Source organism: Pseudomonadota bacterium (assembly GCA_039714795.1).
Taxonomy (GTDB): domain Bacteria; phylum Pseudomonadota; class Alphaproteobacteria; order JAGOMX01; family JAGOMX01; genus JBDLIP01.
In genome coordinates this window covers 1-16,880 of the sequence record JBDLIP010000006.1, presented here as the reverse complement: position 1 = coordinate 16,880, position 16,880 = coordinate 1, and the positions used below count along the sequence as shown (strand labels likewise).

Genomic DNA, 16,880 nt, shown 5'->3' with positions numbered 1-16,880 from the left:
CTAAACCGGTTCGGAAGTTAGAGATTGTAAAGGGCTGAGTCAATCTATCCTCCGCACACAGCTAATGTTACTACTAAAGGGTCTCTTGCATCAGAGTCTTTTGTTGAGACTGTAGCAAATGAAAGGCTTGAAGCAGTTATTTTTATAGCTTTTGTTCCTGATTGTGGAACAATTACTAATCCATTACCGCTAGAACGCAGGGCCGTTCCAAAAAAAATGTAATTTGAGGTAGGCATTGGTGTTGTAAAAGTTAAAGTGAATAGACCAGGACCTGTTCTAGCAACGGTACAATTATGAGAGTATTTTGGTGTTATGGTAAATGTCGGAGAAGGACCAACCTCAAAATGTATCAGCGCTCTAAAGCCCATCTGCATCACTTGGTTGCTTGTACCATCGTTAGAAATGGCAAAAGGCTCAACCATCTGTAAATCAGGCGCTTCTGTCGATGTCTTTTCTTTTGAATAATAGACAAGATCCATATCAGTTGCGATAGTAGGGTCATCAGGATTTCCCCCAGACTCGTTCTTAGGCATCTGAGCAAATTGATGACGACCGTCTAGATTGGAGTTTGCATCGTCAAAGAAGTGATCTTTCTGCATTGTGCTTTCTGTGTAAGCAAAGTTGTCTTGGATTATGCTTTTGTTATCTTTTACAGATTTAGTGCCGTCTGGTGTTGCACCTCCAGTCCATGTCATTATTTAGTCCTCTTGATCTTTCTGGGCTTTTTACCTGCAGCTGTTTGAGGACTTACACTAGCCCTTTTCAGGATGTCACTAAGAGTCCTTCCTTTCTTTGCTTTTCCTGATTTATGCGGTTTTGTCATGTTTCTCTCCTTTTTGTCCGAATTATAATGCCGGTAATGGCCTTTGTGTTAACTGCTGCGCAGCTGTACGAGTTAAAACCAAGGACCGGTACCGCTGATAAATTGGGAAAATTTTTGTATAGGTTTCGTGATCTCCAAAATCAGTGAGATAATCCAGTGACGCCCCATAAGCTATGTACCTTAAAAAATAGTCTTGCTCTAACTTTGTGCTTCCGTCAGTAACGCTGGGCAATTCCTTGTACCCCCTAAGCTTGATCTCATAAGCCTGGTCAGGGACAGGTCTTAGCAAGAGCTGATTGTTATAAAAAAGCATGTCTGTCGGCCTGCCTGTGTTTGTTGTGGAATCAACAGTATCAGGCCATATGTCGAAAAAGCGGTCCGGGTCTTCCCAGTACCGCATATCGTTTCCATCAGCTCTTACAAGAGGGAATATGTTGGTAAAACCTTGGTCTTTGAAGTCATAGGTGTCCTGATCAGAGACAGTATCAAAGGCAAACCAGGAATAGAGATCCTGGCTCTTGATATCTTGGCCCATGATCAATGTGACAAAATCACTTAGATATCTGATGAATAGATCAGTTGTCGCATCCGGGTCATCGCCATCATTTTGACCAACGACACGTCTCATTATAACTTCAGCGTCACCATAGGTCTTAGCCATTATCCCTCATACACTGGTTGGCAGGAAAACCTAGGCTCTGAGTGACTATAAACAGTCTCGGATGAGCCATCCGGATATTTCACCTGCTTATATTTATCAACCTGCCGGCTATTGATATAATCAATGACCGGGATAGGAAGCTCTAGAACCTCGCTATCTTTAATCTCTCTTTTGAAGTCGATAAGATATTTACCGGAACGAAAACGTATTTTTGCATCAGAACCCTTCTGATTATCTACCCTTCGGAATTTAATCTTTTGAGAAGGATACATTTCAGAAGGAATAAACCTGATGGGCCGTTTCTGATTCCTTGCCTCGTTGGCATATTTTTTATAATCGTCAATTGTTTCAAGCGGAAGAGTTCTTAGGTCTATCGCCTCTTTTACTTCCACACTGACGATCTGTTTGTCCGGTATTGGCTCCCCGTGGACCTGGATTGGATCTTCCAAGACCTGGGTTTGATCTTTCTTGGGTCTGCCGCGTGGCATAGTTAGCCTCCTTGCTAATTATTCTTAATAAAGGGGGGGTTGCGTCCTTGCTTCCCCCCAAACAATTTTTAGGCGATATCACCTAAATCAACATATTGACCATACTTGAAGACTTCAAAAAATATCTCATCTCCATCGTTGGCCATTGGTATAGAACCAAGGGTAAGTTTGTACACTGGTGGGTCATACAAAATTGCATCATCGCCGGTTTTGTTCAGGTTGTTCACCTGACCGCCTGATGAGTAAGCCGTAAACGCTGATCCATCAATGTTATTACCATCTAAATCCTGCAAACTGAATGTTGTAGTCGTCAGAACAGTAATCTTGTACGGGTTACGGGAGACATCATTAAGCTCTGTCATACCAAGAACTTTAGTGATACGCACGCGATCACCGTTAGCAAATCCGTGAGCCGCTGATGTGGTGATTACCACTGGACTTGCAGCTGTTGCACCTGAGATGGTTGCATGAGTATCAGTGACTCCGGCAACGGTATCATTTTCCGTGATACCGTTGGTTAACTCAAGATTGAGGTTTGTGTCACCAGTTGCGCCATTATCAGCGATCACCTTCTTTACAATTGCATCCCCGGCAGGAAAGTCCTTAAACCAGATAGTCTCTGCATTTTCAGCAGCTGTACCATACTTCGTATAGTTGTAAAGTTTGATGCAGTCCGGATCAAATGGAAGGGTCAAATCATAAGCAGCGCCATCTGACTCAAAGTGACCGGCATAAGATAGCGTTTGGTTTTCATTGAAATTAAAAGTCATCTTTTACCTCCTTTAAGTTGACGCAATTGCGCGTAGGTTTGCCATTTTTCCATCGTCGATAATCCCGGCGCCATACATGGACTTCCACCCCATTGTTTGTCTTTGGTTAAGATAATCTTCTCCAAATCCGAGTGGCTTGATGATCATTTCGGTAGCTACATCGTCAATATCTGCCATTGCATAAGCGTTTTGGCCAAAGATAAAGTTAGAGTAAATGTTAGAGGTTTCTTTCTTAGCCTCCGTGGTGTATACCCAGCGAATGTAGTCGGTGGATCCAAGCTCATTTTGAAGAGCAGCTCTTGGGTCTGAATACTGAGAGCGTCTGACAAAAGATGAAAGAGCTTCCAAATCCTTACGTAAATCTGAGTGAAGAATCGCCCAGTAAGACGCATCAATAGGACTTGTTTGAATACCTGTAGAGGCATCAAGCATTGGAGTCATACGAAGAGCATTGTTTCCAAAGAGATGATCAAGAACATCATCAAGGTCCGTCTCTGTCATCTCTGTTACACCGTTGATTGGAGTCGCAACTCCATTAACAGAGTCAAATTGTGTCGCTGTGGAAAACAAAGTATTTCTCGTTACTTTATCCAACATAGCAAACATATTTTGACTAAGCATGTCAGCGACTTCTTCCGAGGTCTCATCCTGTACTTCAATGTGAACCCTATCAGACAACGCAATGGCCTTACCAAACTGTTGTAGGGAAATTTCAATGTCATTTTTGGTGACATCTTCAAGCGCTGGTGTCACACCTTCGGTTAATGTTGCCGGGGTATCATCAAAATTGTCATATTTTCGAGCCACTAGGGTCGAGCTATTTTTCATCGGTATCTTTCTTACCTGACCGAATAACAAGTGGGAAAACCACTGCTTGTCTCGATCAAGAAGAACACCGTCCCAATATTTATCGACTTCTGGGCCGATATTGTTGGTTGTTGAAACGCCCATCTAAACCTCCTTGTTTATCTGATGTTTGGCGATGTCCCCCTCAGCTGCGCTCGATACTGTGAAAATTCTTTTTTGTTTTTTTTCATCCGATCTAACATTTCGGATTTGCCGACGCCTCCGGATTTGCCGGTGGAAGCCGGAGATCCAGGCATCTTCTGAGACTGTTCTATCTTCTTTTTCACGCTGTCGCTCGCAGCCTTGGGAGAATACTTCTCTATAATATCCATTGCCGCCTCATACCTATTCTCAGCGTACTGAATCGAATAGGAAAGATGCGGTTTGGAAGTAAGAATCGACTGAAGATGAGCCTCAATAGCCTCCGCAGCTTGAGGATTGTTGGCCAGATACTGCTTTTCCACCCTGTTTTGGTAGTCTTGCCTTAATTCCTGACGGAGTTCTGACTTGATTTGCTTTGTATACTCATCCTCATCATCAGCTTCAGGCTGGGTTTGCTTTTGTTGAAAAGCAGCCATCTGCTGCTGATACCACTTGGCTTGGTACTCAGCATCTTGTCTTTTCTTTCTTTCCGCTTGAAGAGCATCTAGAGGAACTTGTTTTTTCTCCTCTTTAGGCTCTTCTGTTTGAGTCTCCTGCGCTTGAGGAGCCTCTTGTGTTGTTTCGGCTTCGGCGACAGCCTCTTGTTCATCTGACATGTAAACCTCCTTGTTTAACGCCCTATTTGCTGCCCGTTCTAGTCGGCATCACTATTAAAAACGCCCTTTTGAGGTCGGCGACACCTTTACGCCCTTAAGATGGCGACTCTTTTACCCGTAAAATATCTTTGCAAGCCGTAGCAAATGACTTGTTAAAGATAATTTCCTTGTCGGCTTGAACTCTCCATAGCCATGTGGACAGGCCACGGGAGTTGTCCACCCAGAAAACCAGCGTACGAGTAATAAACGGTGGTCTCTTTTCATAAAACGACATTGCTTGCCGAATTAACTTAGGATCTGAGTTGTCGGGATTGGCCTTGATGAGAATAAAATAAGGCTCTTTGACATGTTGATGGTTATTGATGAACCGCTCTAATTCTAGATTGAAGCGTTTCGTCAATTCCTCTTTGTCATAAAACCTTTTCTCTACCAATTTTGAGGGCAATATAAGCCCGTTACATTCCGCGACCACGCATATTCTCCTGTCTTGCCTCATCTTTCATCATATCGCGCACTTTCATGGAACCTTGCCCTTGAAGCTTGGATTTGTTGTTCAGCTCAGACGCCTTTTTAGGTACAGGGGCCGGGCTATTAGGAGAGGGAACGCTAAAAACACCGCGTCCTTTGCTAGACGGAGACATGGAACCGTAACCTTTTGTAGCTCCCATTACTGTCCTCCTTGATTTATTGGATTAAGGGGTAAATTTGATAAGGAATTAATATCGCTCGATCTGTCTAATGATTCAGCGATCGAAAAGTCTTCAGAAATTAATTCCTGTCTTTCCTGCTCTTCTTGCTGTTTTAAAAACTGCAGGAAACTCATGAGTTGCTGAATGTTTGCCGTTTTAAGATTCTGTATTTCAGCTAGTGTTTTGGCACGATCAAGATTCGCTTGAGCAATGTTTTGAACCTGTTCAGACTCTCTTTCTCTTAGAAGTCCAATGTTAGATAACTGTCTTCCGTCTTTTTCACCTGCTGACGACTCATTCAATTTAATTTGAGAATCTATGAGAGCTTTTTGTGTTTGTATTAGCTCAAGCTCTTGTTGCTTTTGTTGCTGTTCTTGCTGTTTTTGCTCTTCATTAATCTGCTGAATGCGCTCTCTTAACTCGGAATGACCGACCATCGGCATCTCTTCAATGATCAGATCTACAGGTATCTTTTCAGGGCCAAACATTTCAACAGCACGGAGCAGTTCAAAATAGAAAGCATCACGCTGAGACTGGGATTTAACACCCTGCTTGATGACCGCATCAAACCTTTCAAAAGATTCATCATTAAACTGTTGCGTGGGCTCTTCACCGATAATACGAGCCACTTTTCCGGGGCCGAAATTCAATTGAACAGCTTCGAGAGCTTTTTTAGTCAGGTGACGCTGTGATCTTTCGAAATTGTCAAAGATAGCACGGTTAGCACGCAGTCCATTGGCAGCTCTTACCTCTGCAAGCCTTCCTGATACTTGTGTGTTTCCACCTTCATCAGAGCCTAAAAGAGTTTCATTAACACCGGAGATTTCAGCGAAAAGACCGCTGATTGTTTGAGAGAACTCAAGCCAGCCCGGAGGAATAGAACCCCCTTGTATAGGCTTGAAGTCACGGTCAAGATCAGCTGTGTCAGTAGCTGGAATATTACCAATCCCTGAGCGGTTCATGGCTTTTTCATCGACAACAGAGCCAACTTTGTAGAGCATGCCAACATTGAGAGATGAATCCATGATATCTTGCGCTCTTAACAGGCGTCTGTTGAAGGAGCGTTGGGCCGGTATCAACGGTTGCACTAAACCCTGTATCTTGAGACTAAAATCATCAAGTTGGGGCTCAAAACATGCAATCTCTGCGATGAAGGGATAGGTGTCCAAGCCTGTGGGATCAGGACCGTTGTAGACGACTTTACCGCCTAGTAAGACGTTAAGCTCAACAAACTGCTTATTGCGTCTTAGAATTTCAGCATTGATACCGTTTGATCTGGCAAGTTGAACTAATTCATCATGTTTATCATTTTCAGAAGGATCACCATTACGCAAGAGAATGTCACCGGTGGACATATCTACTATCTCTTGAATATCTCTAGTCGTGCGCCTGTAGTAGCTGTCATAGGTGATTAAGTCGTCAGAATCAAAGCGGTTTTTATTCGGGCGATAGAGTTGGAATTTATTATCAAAGGTTGCAGTGGGAGTTTCATCAATGATTTTGGGATCAATGAATGTAAGCAGTGACTTTGCATCATCACGCGTTACAAAATCACGCAAAGAAGCCTCAGAGCAATCCGATAAATCAAGTCTGGTAAAGTTTGGATCTAAGATAAATGAATTGTATGAGCGCTTAAAAAACTTGATATCACCGAATACAGGATCTTCTGACTTATCAATCCAGATGCCGACAAGGGATAGCCCTGTTTTTAGCGCATCATCAAAGCCGCTGAGTAGATATTGATCACCATCGCCTTTATCAAAGACGTATTTTACGACAGTGTTAAGTTGATCGGCTGTTTTTTCATCCGAACCTTCCATTGGAGCAATGACACAGGATTTAATATTGTCTCTTGCATAACCGGAAAAGAAATTGACGCTTGAACGAATAAGGTTATATTCGCTGGCCTCTCTTCCTTCCTCATGTAATTTAGATATTTCTTTGGAGGTCCATGTACGGCCGGTATAGGCTTGCAGGGATTTTAAAGCGTTGGATGTATAGTTAACCCAGCTTCTTTCAGCCCTTTGCCAGAACTCTTCATAATCTGTTTCAATGGAAGCAAAATCTGCCATCCTTGGCGCTTTCCTTTCATCCGTGAGTAAGTGTTAACTTTTCTCCGGTCAGAAAAGGACAGCGCCGCCATTGGAACGGCAATGTTAGGGTGATCAGCCCGACGGCGCATGCTAAAGCATGCTAAAAAATGTAGTGTATGAATTTATAAAGGATATTTCAATCGGTTTTTATTTGAGGTTTTTTTATTAGGTTGTGTTCTAAAAGATATGGAATAGGAAGTTCTTTAAGCCACGGCTTATCTGCCTGAAGTTTCATTAGTTCTTCTTTTTCTGCCAATGCCTGTTTGTAATGCTGCTCCCTTGTCATCCAGAATTCTGCACTGCCTCCTAGTGTTTTTTCGAGTCGAAGAGCAGTGTCTTCTGTGATAGATGCTTCGCCTTGCAGTAATAAGTAGACATGTTTAGTTGTATAATCCATTCGTTTGGCAAATTCTGTTTGGGACCAGTCAAGTTCTTCTAATAAATCTGAAATCGTGTTTCCCGGAGGAGAGACCCAGTCCGGTTTAAAAGTCAGGGTGTTTTTAGTCATGATAATCCTCTATTCCTATGATATATAGCATAGTTACTTTATCTTTTTCGCCGTAAGACCTCTTCCTTTAGGGAGGTGAGGATGTCAACGTCATTCGGGGTAGTTGACTCTGGAACCTTCTCTTCGGGTCTATTTTTAAGCTCAATCTCTTCAGTAGAATTACCTCTAATGAAATACTTGTAACCAAAATTCGAATGGTCAGAGTATGGCTGTTGAATAATGGTAAACATTCCAGGATGTATATCTTTTCCGTCTTGATATTCCTTAGCTAAATATGCCTCACACCAATCATTGATAATTTTATCATGATTTATAATAAGTCTATCTATCACGGCTCCAATAACTTGTGAATCATGATTTGGTTTAATTTCATGCTCTTCATCCATTTTCTTCCTTCCTTTTCATCGTTTTCAAGATTTTTCCAATCTCTTGCTATTATCTTAATTTACGAGCTATCGCTCGTATATTTATGAGCGCGCACGTATTTTTTTTGTTGTTAACACACAAACACTCCGGAAAATCCTCATCGTCACAATCGGCTAAAATTCCGGTGTCTAAAAGCTCTTCCATGTCTTTGTAGTGTGCCAATATCTGCTTTTTTCTATCTGGCCCCACAATGGCAGCACAGCACTGTATTAGGAGGGAAATATCTTTAATTTTCATTCTAAACACCCACATGTTGGACAGCCCTGAGGTAGTTCAATCCAATGTGTAACACCTGAATCAATCGCTTGTGACCAAGTTGATTGTGACCAATTTGATTGTGATGTTCTTACAAATTTAACAAGTCTATCTTCGAAATATTTAGGTCCACCATCAACAACCACCCTTACAAGCACCTTTTTTCCAATTTCGGGTAATTTATCCCCTACTTTTATCCAATCAGTCATTACTCAAATCCTCTCCCTTCTATATCTATCCATCCTTTCAAGATGGGCTTTTACTTCATCCTTTGACGGACCACCAGCAATTATCTGTTCAGCTCTAGCCAAGTACCTAAACGCTGATGATCCATGCGATGCCCAGTCATGTAATTCACGCTCTACAAAGCACTGATTCTTATCCGACCATTCTTTGCGGTATGCCTCTAATGCCTTGATCCCTTGAGCGCACTTTTTCTCATCAAACCAGCAGCGGTCTAGCATCGAACGCACGTAATTTGTGGCAGGTAAAATATCCACCTCACGATCGAGTTTAATGAGTGTAATCCCAAGGTCTCTTGCAAAGTCTACTAAAGACTTACCCGTCTGAAATGACTTGATCGCCGCATCATGCGGCACAAAGTGTTTACCGTATATGTAACTCTTATCCTGTAGGATCTTCACATAGTGGCTTATGTTCTCAAAGTTATTCTCGTAGTAGTCAATGAGGCGTACTTCCTTTTGTACCAATTGAAAGAACCAAATGGCTGTAGGATCGCGTCTACCAAGATCCCAAGCTGTGTGCACCTCTGCCATGCGGTCATAGATAACATTGCAAATACGCTTCTCTGTGCGTGCTCTAGAGATGGACTTGCCATACCATAGGCCGTCATTGGCAACCTCCCAACACTCGTCAAGCGTTGAGGGGTATTGTGTCTTCATCCCATCCTTGAGAGTGTCAGCTTTTTTAATGTACCAAGCCTTTTGACCATCATCGAGCTTGATTCCGTGGTCGCTTCCAAGAGATGCAAAGTATTTGTCGTAATCAGTCATCAATCACCCAAAAATTACCACTTTCCAAAACCATATGATCATGGAAAAACCAAAAATCAGCGTTAAACCTAAAGCAGACATAAGAAAATACTCACTGTAGTGCTTTTTCACTCTTACCCCTTTTCTTAACAAAGGGGTGCTGTCCCACAACCTTTTGAGCAGGATAACCCTTTTGCTCGGGATACCAGGCTTGTAAATATTCATTTTGTCGTATGGCAAGTAAGACGTTGCAGAGAGTGTCTTCAACTATTTCATGACGAGCTTGGATTTCTTTGAGTGTCTTCTCATACCTGTTAAGAGACTTTTCAAGCTTAAGAATATTTTTTTCTAAATGTTGGCTTTTTCTATCAGAAATCTGTTGCATGTGCGTAAGAAAAGCCTTGTTATCCTTTACCATCTGCTTGATCAACTCAATATGGATTACAGTTCTTGGTTTTTTCTGTTCTTCATCAGTCTGACTGTCTGTTTCTTTCAAATCCTTAGCATCCTTGTTTTCAGCTTCCACGCTTATCCTCCTTAATTTTTTGTATTTCATAGCGTATACGTTGGCTCCTTCCACCAAGGAAAAAAGAAAAGTTTGTAATCTAGAAGTCCCAGCTTCTCACCGGAATTCTTTAATTCTTCCGCTTGCTTGCACATGTCAAAAAAGTATCCTCCCCGCCCTTCAGACGTTGACTCAATAGTGATCTGCTGACCAACAGCGACAGTCTCTAAAGCCCCCTCAATGATCTCCTGTGCCTTCTGTGGATACCTGGCGCATATCTTGCCAAACTCTGAGACATGAAGGCGCTGGAATGTGCCACCACGAGGGGCTGTATCTACAACGTAGCTACTACCATTCCCCCATCTAAGCATACGGGTTGACTCTTTAGAGGCAGGGTTAAGCGCGCGGATGTAATCAGGGACACGTTCCCAAGCAAAGCGGATTTTGTTTTCAAAGATAAGTTCTGCATTCTCTCGTCGGTCTGCTATAAAAGTCGTGTCTATCGGTGTTGGTGAGAAAATGCAGTCATCTAAGTAATTGATAGCGTAAAATGTCGTAATTCCAAGCTGTCGGCTCTTGGGAATAATCTTTAAAGGATGCGATTCGTTAAGCAATATCTCTTGAGCCCAATTGGGTTGAAAAACAACGGGCCTCCCGTCTTTTCCCTTTATCCAGTAGAACCCCGATTCTTTAGACAAGCGCCATGACTTATCTAATAACTTAGGGTTATCTTTGGCGTAGATTTCTATAACATCCAAAAAATTGTGTGACATGGCTGATTTTTATAACTGTAGTTATAAATGAAGGCAATAGAAAAGGCACACATATGGCGGACATATATTCTTTCTTAGCTTTTCATATCTAAATCCACACTCAACACACTAACTTAGAGAATGATAAGTCTATTTGATTTTTTATCCCATATAATCTATAATAATGATTAAAGGAACCATGAATGCCCCACAAGCCTTTAAAAGAATCTGATTTTAGAAAACACATCAAGAAGTGTGACTGGAAACTGAAAAAGGGATCTATAGACTGGAATTTGTGCGATGAAAACGACAATTTTCTATGCTGTATAAAAATTGTCCATGGAAACGGAAAAAAGCATGAGGTTTCTGCACACAGTGTTAAGAAAACAGAAAACTTAGTTAAAGAGAGAGGTTGGTTATGGCCGCCAAAAAAGAAATAGATGAAAATTTAAATGTTGCCCTTCGAGAAGTCGGTAACATTAAACCTTGGTATGATGAATGCGTTGAGGCGTGGGTGTTTTCTCATGAAAAATACCCTGTTGAATATGCGGGTGATTCTAAAGAAGAAGTCATAGAAAATTACCCTAAATATATCAAAGAGTTCATCAAGCATAGATTGAACAGAAATCTTTCTCCTATAATGGAGAATAAAACAACAGGTCGAGGGGGCTACAGGCCGGGTTCTGGCCGTCCAACAGGAACAAAAAAGGAGCCTAAACAAAGAATATATGCTCCTGAAGATGTGGCTTTTTGGTTGAAGGATAATGAAAATCTAGCTCTTGTGAGAGTCTTGAAGGGATTTTTACAAGTTCACAGTGAAATTGAACGCCCCAATCAACTTAAAAAAGTGTTGAGAGAAGGTATAAGATAAAAGAGCCCGCTTTCACGGGCTTGGAGTGGAAAAATAGGGAAATGGATTGGGAAAACCCCATTATTGCTGTGATAATTCTTTTTGTGATTTTTGGCCTGCCAAGAAAGCTTCCAGTTGCTGGCTGTCTTTCTCTGCACGCTTCATCTCTTTAAGCATAGCTCTATGCTCTTCGTCATAGGTGGCAAGGGTGGCCTTGACTATACCAGTATCTATATCGCCTTTTAGGGCTAGCTCTTCACGCCTACACCCGACGAGTGTTTTTGCGATCTTTAGAGTTTCGGAAAACCTAACAGATTTATCAGCCAAATATGTTAACCATTGAGGCGCATATCCATTGATTGCAGCATACTTTCTGAGGATAATGGAGTCGTCCTGATTAGCCCACTTCAAAAAGCTATCAGCTTCTTTATTAATCCTTTTCTCAGTCCACGTTTCAGGTCTACCGCCTGTATTACCTAGCGTGTTCTTATTTCCCTTGGATGCGGGCATATGTAATCCTTGACGTTGTTAAAGCATATTTTTGTGTAAATGTATGTTTTGATTCAAGGGGAGAAATTTGCCAGTTTTATACTGTTATTTCCCCAGAATGTTTGGGTTAATCTTTGCTCACTCTTCAACTGCTAGTAGAAAGGGATTTATCACAGTTGGTTTGAAAATATTGGTTCATTAAAGAAATCAATTCTGTTTTATGCAGTTTATTTCCCGCAACGTCTAATGTAATACTGTACAAAAAATCTTCATCAAAAGATATTTCAACGTTGTTTTCATCAAAAAACACTAGAAAACAAAATACTGCTGTACGTTTGTTTCCGTCAAAAAAAGGATGATTTTTGATCAGGTGGTATAGGTAAGCGCTTGCTTTCTCTATCACGGTGTGGTGCATTTCTTGCCCTGAGAAAGATTGTGAAGGAATAGCAAGGGCGGAAGATAACAAACCAAAATCTCTAATGCCCCCGAACCCTCCATCCTTTTTGATAAGGAAATCTTGATAAGAAATGACTTCCTCGATCCTTAAATATTTCATGAGTCCGCCAATCGTTTAAATAGATTCTTGTATTTCGAGTAAATTTTGTTTTGCTGATCTTCCATCTTTTTTCGGTCAACTTCCTCGACTGACTGAATCAACAAACCGCCACCAGGCAATACTTGAATATTAAATTTAGCATTTTCATTTAAATGGGCTTCTTTCAAAACCCTCTTATCTATAGGAATAGCATAGCTATTACCAAATCGAGCCAGTTTTTTCATTTCATTTCTCCCTTCATCCATAATATGGGCTTAATGTTATAACGCTATAATAACATGGAGTATTGAAAAAGTCAATAAGTGTTAATGGTAAGTTACTTAGGATTGTTTTTCTGAGCTCTATCGGAGCCTTCATTTTCTAGTAAGGGCAATAATTGTGCTTGGAAACCATTTCATCCACGACAAAGAATACCTCGCGCTTATCATCCTTGCGTTCGATCTTTACGCCAATCAGACTACGGCCGTTCCGGCCAATCCTATTAGCTTTCTTGGCTAGGTACTCAAGATCATCAAGATTGATCTCTCCATGAATAGTGATCGCGTGTTCTTCAATCATATCGTCATTCTTTGGAATCGAATCTTTTAATTCAATAGCTCTCAAGATCGTACTTAAGGGTGATTTTATATATATTACTATTGAATAGTTTCTTTGTTCAACAAACTTTTCAAGCTTTCTTTACAACGTTAATTTTTATTGGAAACAACTCTTCAACTTGTCTTTTTTTAAGTTTGTAAACTTCTGTTTCTAATCCTTTACAATCTGTAAAAGTAATATCGCCATTTTTCCAGAACTCCACAAAGTCCACGACATAGCGGGTGTTGCCTGGAAGGTGGAAAGGAGCTTGGCGCAGGAAGAAAACCAGCTCTCCTGCTTCCTGAAAGGCCTTGAGCTTGGAGTAGTAGCGAGCCTCAAGCTTTGAGGCAAAGCGTATTCCGTCGATGTTTGTGGGCTTAGCATGGAACTTGTGTTTGAATTGCATTAATTATATCCTCGTCAATAGCGTTTAAATGCGATCTAAGAGGACTTTATAGCTTCTTAATGGTAAGAGTCTAGTCTAAAATTTTAGAGGGCTTAGTGGGCTTTAAAATAAGTTCGTTTGATTATTTCTTTGTCGAGGACCTGATATCGAGTCATCAGGAAACCGGCTACCAGTCGATCAAGATTTCCTGATAATTCTACTTGCTCGAGCATTTGATTCCAAGCCTTATCGAGATGATTTCTCTCTGAATATAAGTAATTTACGTAATCTTTGTCGCTTTTAAATTTCTTCAAAATTCCTCAAACCTACGATCATCTCCATCCATGCGAAGCAATTTTCCAGAAGCAGCTCGGCTCGTGAAAGCATCGCCAAATCTTTCCCTCATTTGTGAGGCTGTCAAGTTTGTGGTGATGATCGTCCCCTTTCGATGCCTGTTGTCGTAACGATCGTCGACGAGGACGTACAGGAAGTCCATGAAGGCTTCTGAGGGTGTTCGCGTGCCGAGATCGTCGATGATCAAAAGCTCAGGATGAGCGTAATATTTCTCAAGATATCGAACATTTCCCCACATCGAACGATACTCGTTGAGGCGCGTGTTGAGATTTGCCTGCTTGACGAAAATCTTCCCGGGAAATTCAGAACTGTACGGTTGTGAAATCCTACACTCTCTCCCTACAGCCTTCGAGGCGTATGTTTTCCCTGTCCCGTTACTCCCGGCCATGAGCAAGAATCCTCTGGGATGCGCTGCAAAATCCCTCAGAACTTGCAAGATTTCTTGTGACTGGTGGCAGTCTGCTAATTTTTCCATCAAAACAATCCATCCACTGGGCTATCGACGGCTGTTCCGTCTACGTTTTTCGTTCTTCTGTCTCGAGGGTCAGGTTTCTCCTGAGACCTCTTTCTGTGCCACTGGCGCAGGGTGTGGTAGTGGGATTTGTATCGCTTGCCGGAAGAGCCGATGTAGTCGTTGAGCTGCTCGACAAGGTCTTCGAGGTTTCCCTTCCCCCATTCGGTGAAAAGTTTGTTGTATTCGACCTCGGTCATTTTGACTTTTCCATCGGATCCAAATGAAGATTTTTGAGGAAAAGATGAAGGATTTTGAGACACACACGGCGCTTTTGCGCCATTTTTTCGGCCTTTCTTCTTTCTTTCTTTTTGTTCTTTTTCTTTCTTATCTTCTTTAAAAGGTTCTTTCTTCACCCCCACCTCGTGGGGGACCCCTCCCCCATCTCGTGGGGTACCCTCCCCCGTCTCATGGGGTACCCCTCCACTTTCTGGTGGGGGACTAAAATGAATTTTAAAGTTTATATTCCAAAGGTCGATTATGGTTATAAAATCCGTGTCAGGATCACCCTTTTCAGTTTTTCTTTTGTTGATCATGATGAGGGGAAGATTTTCGAATTTTGGATTTAGCATGGAGAGCGAAATTAGAACTTTGCGAAGTTTTTCAATCCCCATTCCACATTTTTTTGCCATTTTCGATCTGGATTCAGTACATGCACCAGAATCTCCCGCCCTTCTTTTGAGATGACAATACACTCTAAACTCATAAGGGTCAGAAAGATACTCTTCAACGATGTTAGGGATTTCTGTGCGATATTGACGAAGATTTCCTTCATCAACAATTTTGATATTTTCATTGTTTTGGGTCATCCTTGACCTCCCCTATTTTGGGGTAAAAGGTAGCGTGGTCGAAATTGTCCTTCATTTCGACTAGAAGAAAAACCAGCGTGCTGGTACGATGATGCGTACATGTTTTGTTTGTCCCCTTTGGGGTTACAAGTTTCACGGGCTCAGAGATTGCAGTCTCTGAGCCTTATCCTTTTTATAAATTTTATTACGAAATATCTGAATTGAGCCCAGTAAGGGCAGGATGATAAAAACGCTCTATATCAATGTTTTTATCGTAAAGGATTGAGTGTATGTATGATAAGCGCATGGATAAAGTCTTTTTTGACTTCATAACATACATTATCAGACCCAATACTTTTTTCAATTCATAACTCCAATTTGCGGTTTGGACTGAAAAGATCCATTGAATTAACTCATTGAAACTTTCATACAACTTTTTTACACCTGTCAAATATTTCATCATAGGGAAGTTTCTACTATCAAACTCACTTTTTAAGCAATCTGAAAAGTAGCGCTCACTCTAGATATCTGTATTTAAATTAAAGATTTGCTGTTTCTTGGCATGGAATTCGCTTATCAGTCTTCAAAGAATTCCGGAAGAAGTAATTCTTCTACAGTTATCTTCCCTAGGGAGAATTGTGAAATCTTTTCCGCTGTTTCCTGGTCTGGCTTACGGTTACCGGCAAATATTTGCCAGGCAGAATAGCGGTCAATCTGTAATAGCCTTTTAAGTTCACTTATAGAAATGTTATCTTCCGTACACCATTTACGAACTTTACTAATTTTAGTTTTACGCATTATATACACATTAGTTTAATAAACATTCAATTTTTGATTAAACTTGCGGTTAAAGTCAATAACATTTACCTTGTTGCATTTTTAAATGACCTTACACAAATAATTGCAGGAGATTTATGAAATTTGTTGAGGAGGTGGCCATGGCCGCGATGAAAATTTTGATTGAACAGAGGTTTTATTATGGAAAGGAGGTCTATTATCCTGCCTGTGATCGAGCAGGTCTTTTTGCAGAGATAGCCGGGACAAGAACTCTAACCAAGCCGACGTTAAGGAAAATCATTCAGCTTGGCTATAAGATAGAGTTTAAGAAAAAGGAATTCGAACTAAGCTAACACTTCGGCAAAATTCTTTTTGATGTACTCTTGACCCAGGTCAATGACAGATTTGCGAAAGGATTTGTCCTTTTCACGGTCAGTGAAAGAGAAAATGGGATAATTGACGGGCTTTTTCGTATCCTGGTCTATCCCCTTCCTTGCTGGAAACTTGAAAAACCAGAATCCTTTGTTATTGAAAACAGAGATTCCCCTGACATCAATCTGAACTGCGTTATCTAGATCACACACATAGACATGCATTGAGCCAATATAACCTCTGTGCTTTGCTTTTTCCGATTCCGGGTAAAATTCTACAACTTCGATATCCATAATGCCTCCATAAGTGGGCAATATTATGGATGTAATGGGATTTTTGTCGATGGGGTTTTAGAATTTCATTTCCGTTTGAACTGGAAAGTGAACTTTTTTCATGAATTTTATTATTTCATACTTATTACTAATTTTTCCAGAGGAGTTGGTATATTGAGTCTCTGTAATTTGAACGCGGTATGAATCACCAGCAACAAAAGCCACCTTTCCTCCGTTAACAATTTTTAGAAAATCTACATCAGACACTTTAGCACATATATTTTTTTCTCCATCAAAGACTCTCCACACATAACTTTCTTCGAAAGATGGAGTTACAACGATGATATTTTTTTCGGATGTATTTTTCGCGGTTTCAATATCCTC

At 41.1% G+C, this 16,880-nt stretch carries 30 protein-coding genes; 3 read left to right on the top strand and 27 right to left on the bottom strand.

What is annotated here, in order from left to right:
• Positions 1-44: 44 nt before the first annotated feature.
• From ABFQ95_01095 to ABFQ95_01015, 17 genes are all read right to left on the bottom strand, one after another.
• Positions 45-695 (bottom strand): hypothetical protein, encoded by a 651-nt coding sequence (locus ABFQ95_01095; GenBank protein MEN8236138.1) that lies wholly within the window; start codon positions 693-695, stop codon positions 45-47.
• Positions 695-823, bottom strand: coding sequence for a hypothetical protein (locus ABFQ95_01090; protein ID MEN8236137.1), 129 nt, complete (start codon positions 821-823; stop codon positions 695-697). The genes ABFQ95_01095 and ABFQ95_01090 overlap by 1 nt, the downstream gene beginning before the upstream one ends.
• Before the next feature lie 22 nt (positions 824-845).
• On the bottom strand, positions 846-1,484 hold the full coding sequence (locus tag ABFQ95_01085) for a hypothetical protein (protein ID MEN8236136.1): 639 nt from the start codon (positions 1,482-1,484) through the stop codon (positions 846-848).
• Positions 1,484-1,972 carry a hypothetical protein gene (locus ABFQ95_01080; GenBank protein ID MEN8236135.1) on the bottom strand — a complete coding sequence of 163 codons (489 nt, stop codon included), beginning with the start codon at positions 1,970-1,972 and terminating at the stop codon, positions 1,484-1,486. Before ABFQ95_01080 ends, ABFQ95_01085 begins: the two co-directional genes overlap by 1 nt.
• 68 nt (positions 1,973-2,040) lie before the next feature.
• A complete protein-coding gene (locus ABFQ95_01075; protein ID MEN8236134.1) occupies positions 2,041-2,742 on the bottom strand; it encodes a ubiquitin-activating E1 FCCH domain-containing protein in 702 nt (233 codons plus the stop codon).
• A 12-nt stretch (positions 2,743-2,754) separates the two neighbouring features.
• A complete protein-coding gene (locus ABFQ95_01070) occupies positions 2,755-3,693 on the bottom strand; it encodes a N4-gp56 family major capsid protein (protein MEN8236133.1) in 939 nt (312 codons plus the stop codon).
• Positions 3,694-3,707: 14 nt separating this feature from the next.
• Entirely contained in the window at positions 3,708-4,346 is a 639-nt protein-coding gene (locus ABFQ95_01065; GenBank protein ID MEN8236132.1) for a hypothetical protein, read from the bottom strand.
• A gap of 94 nt (positions 4,347-4,440) precedes the next feature.
• The gene (locus tag ABFQ95_01060) at positions 4,441-4,818 is read right to left on the bottom strand and encodes a hypothetical protein (GenBank protein MEN8236131.1); all 378 of its coding nucleotides are present in this window, start codon (positions 4,816-4,818) and stop codon (positions 4,441-4,443) included.
• Positions 4,802-4,987, bottom strand: coding sequence for a hypothetical protein (locus ABFQ95_01055; protein ID MEN8236130.1), 186 nt, complete (start codon positions 4,985-4,987; stop codon positions 4,802-4,804). Before ABFQ95_01055 ends, ABFQ95_01060 begins: the two co-directional genes overlap by 17 nt.
• A gap of 26 nt (positions 4,988-5,013) precedes the next feature.
• Entirely contained in the window at positions 5,014-7,107 is a 2,094-nt protein-coding gene (locus tag ABFQ95_01050) for a hypothetical protein (protein MEN8236129.1), read from the bottom strand.
• Between the two features lie 157 nt (positions 7,108-7,264).
• The gene (locus ABFQ95_01045) at positions 7,265-7,636 is read right to left on the bottom strand and encodes a HigA family addiction module antitoxin (protein MEN8236128.1); all 372 of its coding nucleotides are present in this window, start codon (positions 7,634-7,636) and stop codon (positions 7,265-7,267) included.
• A gap of 38 nt (positions 7,637-7,674) precedes the next feature.
• A complete protein-coding gene (locus ABFQ95_01040; protein MEN8236127.1) occupies positions 7,675-8,022 on the bottom strand; it encodes a hypothetical protein in 348 nt (115 codons plus the stop codon).
• A 49-nt stretch (positions 8,023-8,071) separates the two neighbouring features.
• Positions 8,072-8,299 carry a hypothetical protein gene (locus ABFQ95_01035; protein MEN8236126.1) on the bottom strand — a complete coding sequence of 76 codons (228 nt, stop codon included), beginning with the start codon at positions 8,297-8,299 and terminating at the stop codon, positions 8,072-8,074.
• A complete protein-coding gene (locus ABFQ95_01030; protein ID MEN8236125.1) occupies positions 8,296-8,526 on the bottom strand; it encodes a DUF551 domain-containing protein in 231 nt (76 codons plus the stop codon). Before ABFQ95_01030 ends, ABFQ95_01035 begins: the two co-directional genes overlap by 4 nt.
• 3 nt (positions 8,527-8,529) lie before the next feature.
• Positions 8,530-9,330 (bottom strand): hypothetical protein, encoded by an 801-nt coding sequence (locus tag ABFQ95_01025; GenBank protein ID MEN8236124.1) that lies wholly within the window; start codon positions 9,328-9,330, stop codon positions 8,530-8,532.
• A gap of 91 nt (positions 9,331-9,421) precedes the next feature.
• Positions 9,422-9,865, bottom strand: coding sequence for a hypothetical protein (locus ABFQ95_01020; protein MEN8236123.1), 444 nt, complete (start codon positions 9,863-9,865; stop codon positions 9,422-9,424).
• Positions 9,862-10,587, bottom strand: coding sequence for a hypothetical protein (locus ABFQ95_01015; GenBank protein MEN8236122.1), 726 nt, complete (start codon positions 10,585-10,587; stop codon positions 9,862-9,864). The genes ABFQ95_01020 and ABFQ95_01015 overlap by 4 nt, the downstream gene beginning before the upstream one ends.
• 182 nt (positions 10,588-10,769) lie before the next feature.
• On the opposite strand from ABFQ95_01015, the gene ABFQ95_01010 reads away from it, so the two are divergent.
• Positions 10,770-11,006 (top strand): hypothetical protein, encoded by a 237-nt coding sequence (locus tag ABFQ95_01010; protein MEN8236121.1) that lies wholly within the window; start codon positions 10,770-10,772, stop codon positions 11,004-11,006.
• Positions 10,985-11,437, top strand: a complete 453-nt coding sequence (locus ABFQ95_01005; protein ID MEN8236120.1) for a hypothetical protein — start codon at positions 10,985-10,987, stop codon at positions 11,435-11,437. Before ABFQ95_01010 ends, ABFQ95_01005 begins: the two co-directional genes overlap by 22 nt.
• A 60-nt stretch (positions 11,438-11,497) precedes the next feature.
• On the opposite strand, the gene ABFQ95_01000 is transcribed toward ABFQ95_01005, so the two are convergent.
• From ABFQ95_01000 to ABFQ95_00965, 8 genes are all read right to left on the bottom strand, one after another.
• A complete protein-coding gene (locus tag ABFQ95_01000) occupies positions 11,498-11,926 on the bottom strand; it encodes a hypothetical protein (protein MEN8236119.1) in 429 nt (142 codons plus the stop codon).
• 124 nt (positions 11,927-12,050) lie between these two features.
• Positions 12,051-12,461, bottom strand: coding sequence for a type II toxin-antitoxin system death-on-curing family toxin (locus ABFQ95_00995; GenBank protein ID MEN8236118.1), 411 nt, complete (start codon positions 12,459-12,461; stop codon positions 12,051-12,053).
• Positions 12,458-12,685: a hypothetical protein gene (locus ABFQ95_00990; protein ID MEN8236117.1), complete on the bottom strand. Its 228-nt coding sequence runs from the start codon at positions 12,683-12,685 to the stop codon at positions 12,458-12,460. Before ABFQ95_00990 ends, ABFQ95_00995 begins: the two co-directional genes overlap by 4 nt.
• Positions 12,686-12,821: 136 nt before the next feature.
• A complete protein-coding gene (locus ABFQ95_00985) occupies positions 12,822-13,019 on the bottom strand; it encodes a hypothetical protein (GenBank protein ID MEN8236116.1) in 198 nt (65 codons plus the stop codon).
• A gap of 109 nt (positions 13,020-13,128) precedes the next feature.
• The gene (locus ABFQ95_00980; protein MEN8236115.1) at positions 13,129-13,443 is read right to left on the bottom strand and encodes a DUF1064 domain-containing protein; all 315 of its coding nucleotides are present in this window, start codon (positions 13,441-13,443) and stop codon (positions 13,129-13,131) included.
• A 289-nt stretch (positions 13,444-13,732) separates the two neighbouring features.
• A complete protein-coding gene (locus tag ABFQ95_00975) occupies positions 13,733-14,251 on the bottom strand; it encodes an ATP-binding protein (GenBank protein MEN8236114.1) in 519 nt (172 codons plus the stop codon).
• Positions 14,251-15,096 (bottom strand): hypothetical protein, encoded by an 846-nt coding sequence (locus tag ABFQ95_00970; GenBank protein MEN8236113.1) that lies wholly within the window; start codon positions 15,094-15,096, stop codon positions 14,251-14,253. Before ABFQ95_00970 ends, ABFQ95_00975 begins: the two co-directional genes overlap by 1 nt.
• Before the next feature lie 555 nt (positions 15,097-15,651).
• Positions 15,652-15,873 (bottom strand): hypothetical protein, encoded by a 222-nt coding sequence (locus tag ABFQ95_00965; protein MEN8236112.1) that lies wholly within the window; start codon positions 15,871-15,873, stop codon positions 15,652-15,654.
• Between the two features lie 116 nt (positions 15,874-15,989).
• Between ABFQ95_00965 and ABFQ95_00960 the strand changes: the two genes are divergently transcribed.
• Positions 15,990-16,205 carry a hypothetical protein gene (locus ABFQ95_00960; GenBank protein MEN8236111.1) on the top strand — a complete coding sequence of 72 codons (216 nt, stop codon included), beginning with the start codon at positions 15,990-15,992 and terminating at the stop codon, positions 16,203-16,205.
• Here ABFQ95_00960 and ABFQ95_00955 read toward each other — a convergent pair.
• The gene (locus tag ABFQ95_00955; protein ID MEN8236110.1) at positions 16,197-16,517 is read right to left on the bottom strand and encodes a hypothetical protein; all 321 of its coding nucleotides are present in this window, start codon (positions 16,515-16,517) and stop codon (positions 16,197-16,199) included. The two genes, ABFQ95_00960 and ABFQ95_00955, sit on opposite strands and share 9 nt — an antisense overlap.
• 57 nt (positions 16,518-16,574) lie before the next feature.
• The coding region (locus ABFQ95_00950; protein ID MEN8236109.1) for a hypothetical protein at positions 16,575-16,880 on the bottom strand (306 nt) is incomplete at its 5' end.

Bases quoted from the DNA above. Each gene is read 5' to 3' on its own strand.
- ABFQ95_01080 (MEN8236135.1), bottom strand. From the start codon at position 1,972: ATGCCACGCGGCAGACCCAAGAAAGATCAAACCCAGGTCTTGGAAGAT.
- ABFQ95_00970 (MEN8236113.1), bottom strand. From the start codon at position 15,096: ATGACCCAAAACAATGAAAATATCAAAATTGTTGATGAAGGAAATCTT.
- ABFQ95_01095 (MEN8236138.1), bottom strand. From the start codon at position 695: ATGACATGGACTGGAGGTGCAACACCAGACGGCACTAAATCTGTAAAA.
- ABFQ95_01030 (MEN8236125.1), bottom strand. From the start codon at position 8,526: ATGACTGATTGGATAAAAGTAGGGGATAAATTACCCGAAATTGGAAAA.
- ABFQ95_01020 (MEN8236123.1), bottom strand. From the start codon at position 9,865: ATGAAATACAAAAAATTAAGGAGGATAAGCGTGGAAGCTGAAAACAAG.
- ABFQ95_01045 (MEN8236128.1), bottom strand. From the start codon at position 7,636: ATGACTAAAAACACCCTGACTTTTAAACCGGACTGGGTCTCTCCTCCG.
- ABFQ95_00975 (MEN8236114.1), bottom strand. From the start codon at position 14,251: ATGGAAAAATTAGCAGACTGCCACCAGTCACAAGAAATCTTGCAAGTT.
- ABFQ95_01010 (MEN8236121.1), top strand. From the start codon at position 10,770: ATGCCCCACAAGCCTTTAAAAGAATCTGATTTTAGAAAACACATCAAG.
- ABFQ95_01035 (MEN8236126.1), bottom strand. From the start codon at position 8,299: ATGAAAATTAAAGATATTTCCCTCCTAATACAGTGCTGTGCTGCCATT.
- ABFQ95_01040 (MEN8236127.1), bottom strand. From the start codon at position 8,022: ATGGATGAAGAGCATGAAATTAAACCAAATCATGATTCACAAGTTATT.
- ABFQ95_00995 (MEN8236118.1), bottom strand. From the start codon at position 12,461: ATGAAATATTTAAGGATCGAGGAAGTCATTTCTTATCAAGATTTCCTT.
- ABFQ95_01070 (MEN8236133.1), bottom strand. From the start codon at position 3,693: ATGGGCGTTTCAACAACCAACAATATCGGCCCAGAAGTCGATAAATAT.
- ABFQ95_01090 (MEN8236137.1), bottom strand. From the start codon at position 823: ATGACAAAACCGCATAAATCAGGAAAAGCAAAGAAAGGAAGGACTCTT.
- ABFQ95_01055 (MEN8236130.1), bottom strand. From the start codon at position 4,987: ATGTCTCCGTCTAGCAAAGGACGCGGTGTTTTTAGCGTTCCCTCTCCT.
- ABFQ95_01005 (MEN8236120.1), top strand. From the start codon at position 10,985: ATGGCCGCCAAAAAAGAAATAGATGAAAATTTAAATGTTGCCCTTCGA.
- ABFQ95_00990 (MEN8236117.1), bottom strand. From the start codon at position 12,685: ATGAAAAAACTGGCTCGATTTGGTAATAGCTATGCTATTCCTATAGAT.
- ABFQ95_01025 (MEN8236124.1), bottom strand. From the start codon at position 9,330: ATGACTGATTACGACAAATACTTTGCATCTCTTGGAAGCGACCACGGA.
- ABFQ95_00955 (MEN8236110.1), bottom strand. From the start codon at position 16,517: ATGGATATCGAAGTTGTAGAATTTTACCCGGAATCGGAAAAAGCAAAG.
- ABFQ95_01015 (MEN8236122.1), bottom strand. From the start codon at position 10,587: ATGTCACACAATTTTTTGGATGTTATAGAAATCTACGCCAAAGATAAC.
- ABFQ95_00960 (MEN8236111.1), top strand. From the start codon at position 15,990: ATGAAATTTGTTGAGGAGGTGGCCATGGCCGCGATGAAAATTTTGATT.
- ABFQ95_01065 (MEN8236132.1), bottom strand. From the start codon at position 4,346: ATGTCAGATGAACAAGAGGCTGTCGCCGAAGCCGAAACAACACAAGAG.
- ABFQ95_01050 (MEN8236129.1), bottom strand. From the start codon at position 7,107: ATGGCAGATTTTGCTTCCATTGAAACAGATTATGAAGAGTTCTGGCAA.
- ABFQ95_00985 (MEN8236116.1), bottom strand. From the start codon at position 13,019: ATGATTGAAGAACACGCGATCACTATTCATGGAGAGATCAATCTTGAT.
- ABFQ95_00965 (MEN8236112.1), bottom strand. From the start codon at position 15,873: ATGCGTAAAACTAAAATTAGTAAAGTTCGTAAATGGTGTACGGAAGAT.
- ABFQ95_01000 (MEN8236119.1), bottom strand. From the start codon at position 11,926: ATGCCCGCATCCAAGGGAAATAAGAACACGCTAGGTAATACAGGCGGT.
- ABFQ95_00980 (MEN8236115.1), bottom strand. From the start codon at position 13,443: ATGCAATTCAAACACAAGTTCCATGCTAAGCCCACAAACATCGACGGA.
- ABFQ95_01085 (MEN8236136.1), bottom strand. From the start codon at position 1,484: ATGGCTAAGACCTATGGTGACGCTGAAGTTATAATGAGACGTGTCGTT.
- ABFQ95_01075 (MEN8236134.1), bottom strand. From the start codon at position 2,742: ATGACTTTTAATTTCAATGAAAACCAAACGCTATCTTATGCCGGTCAC.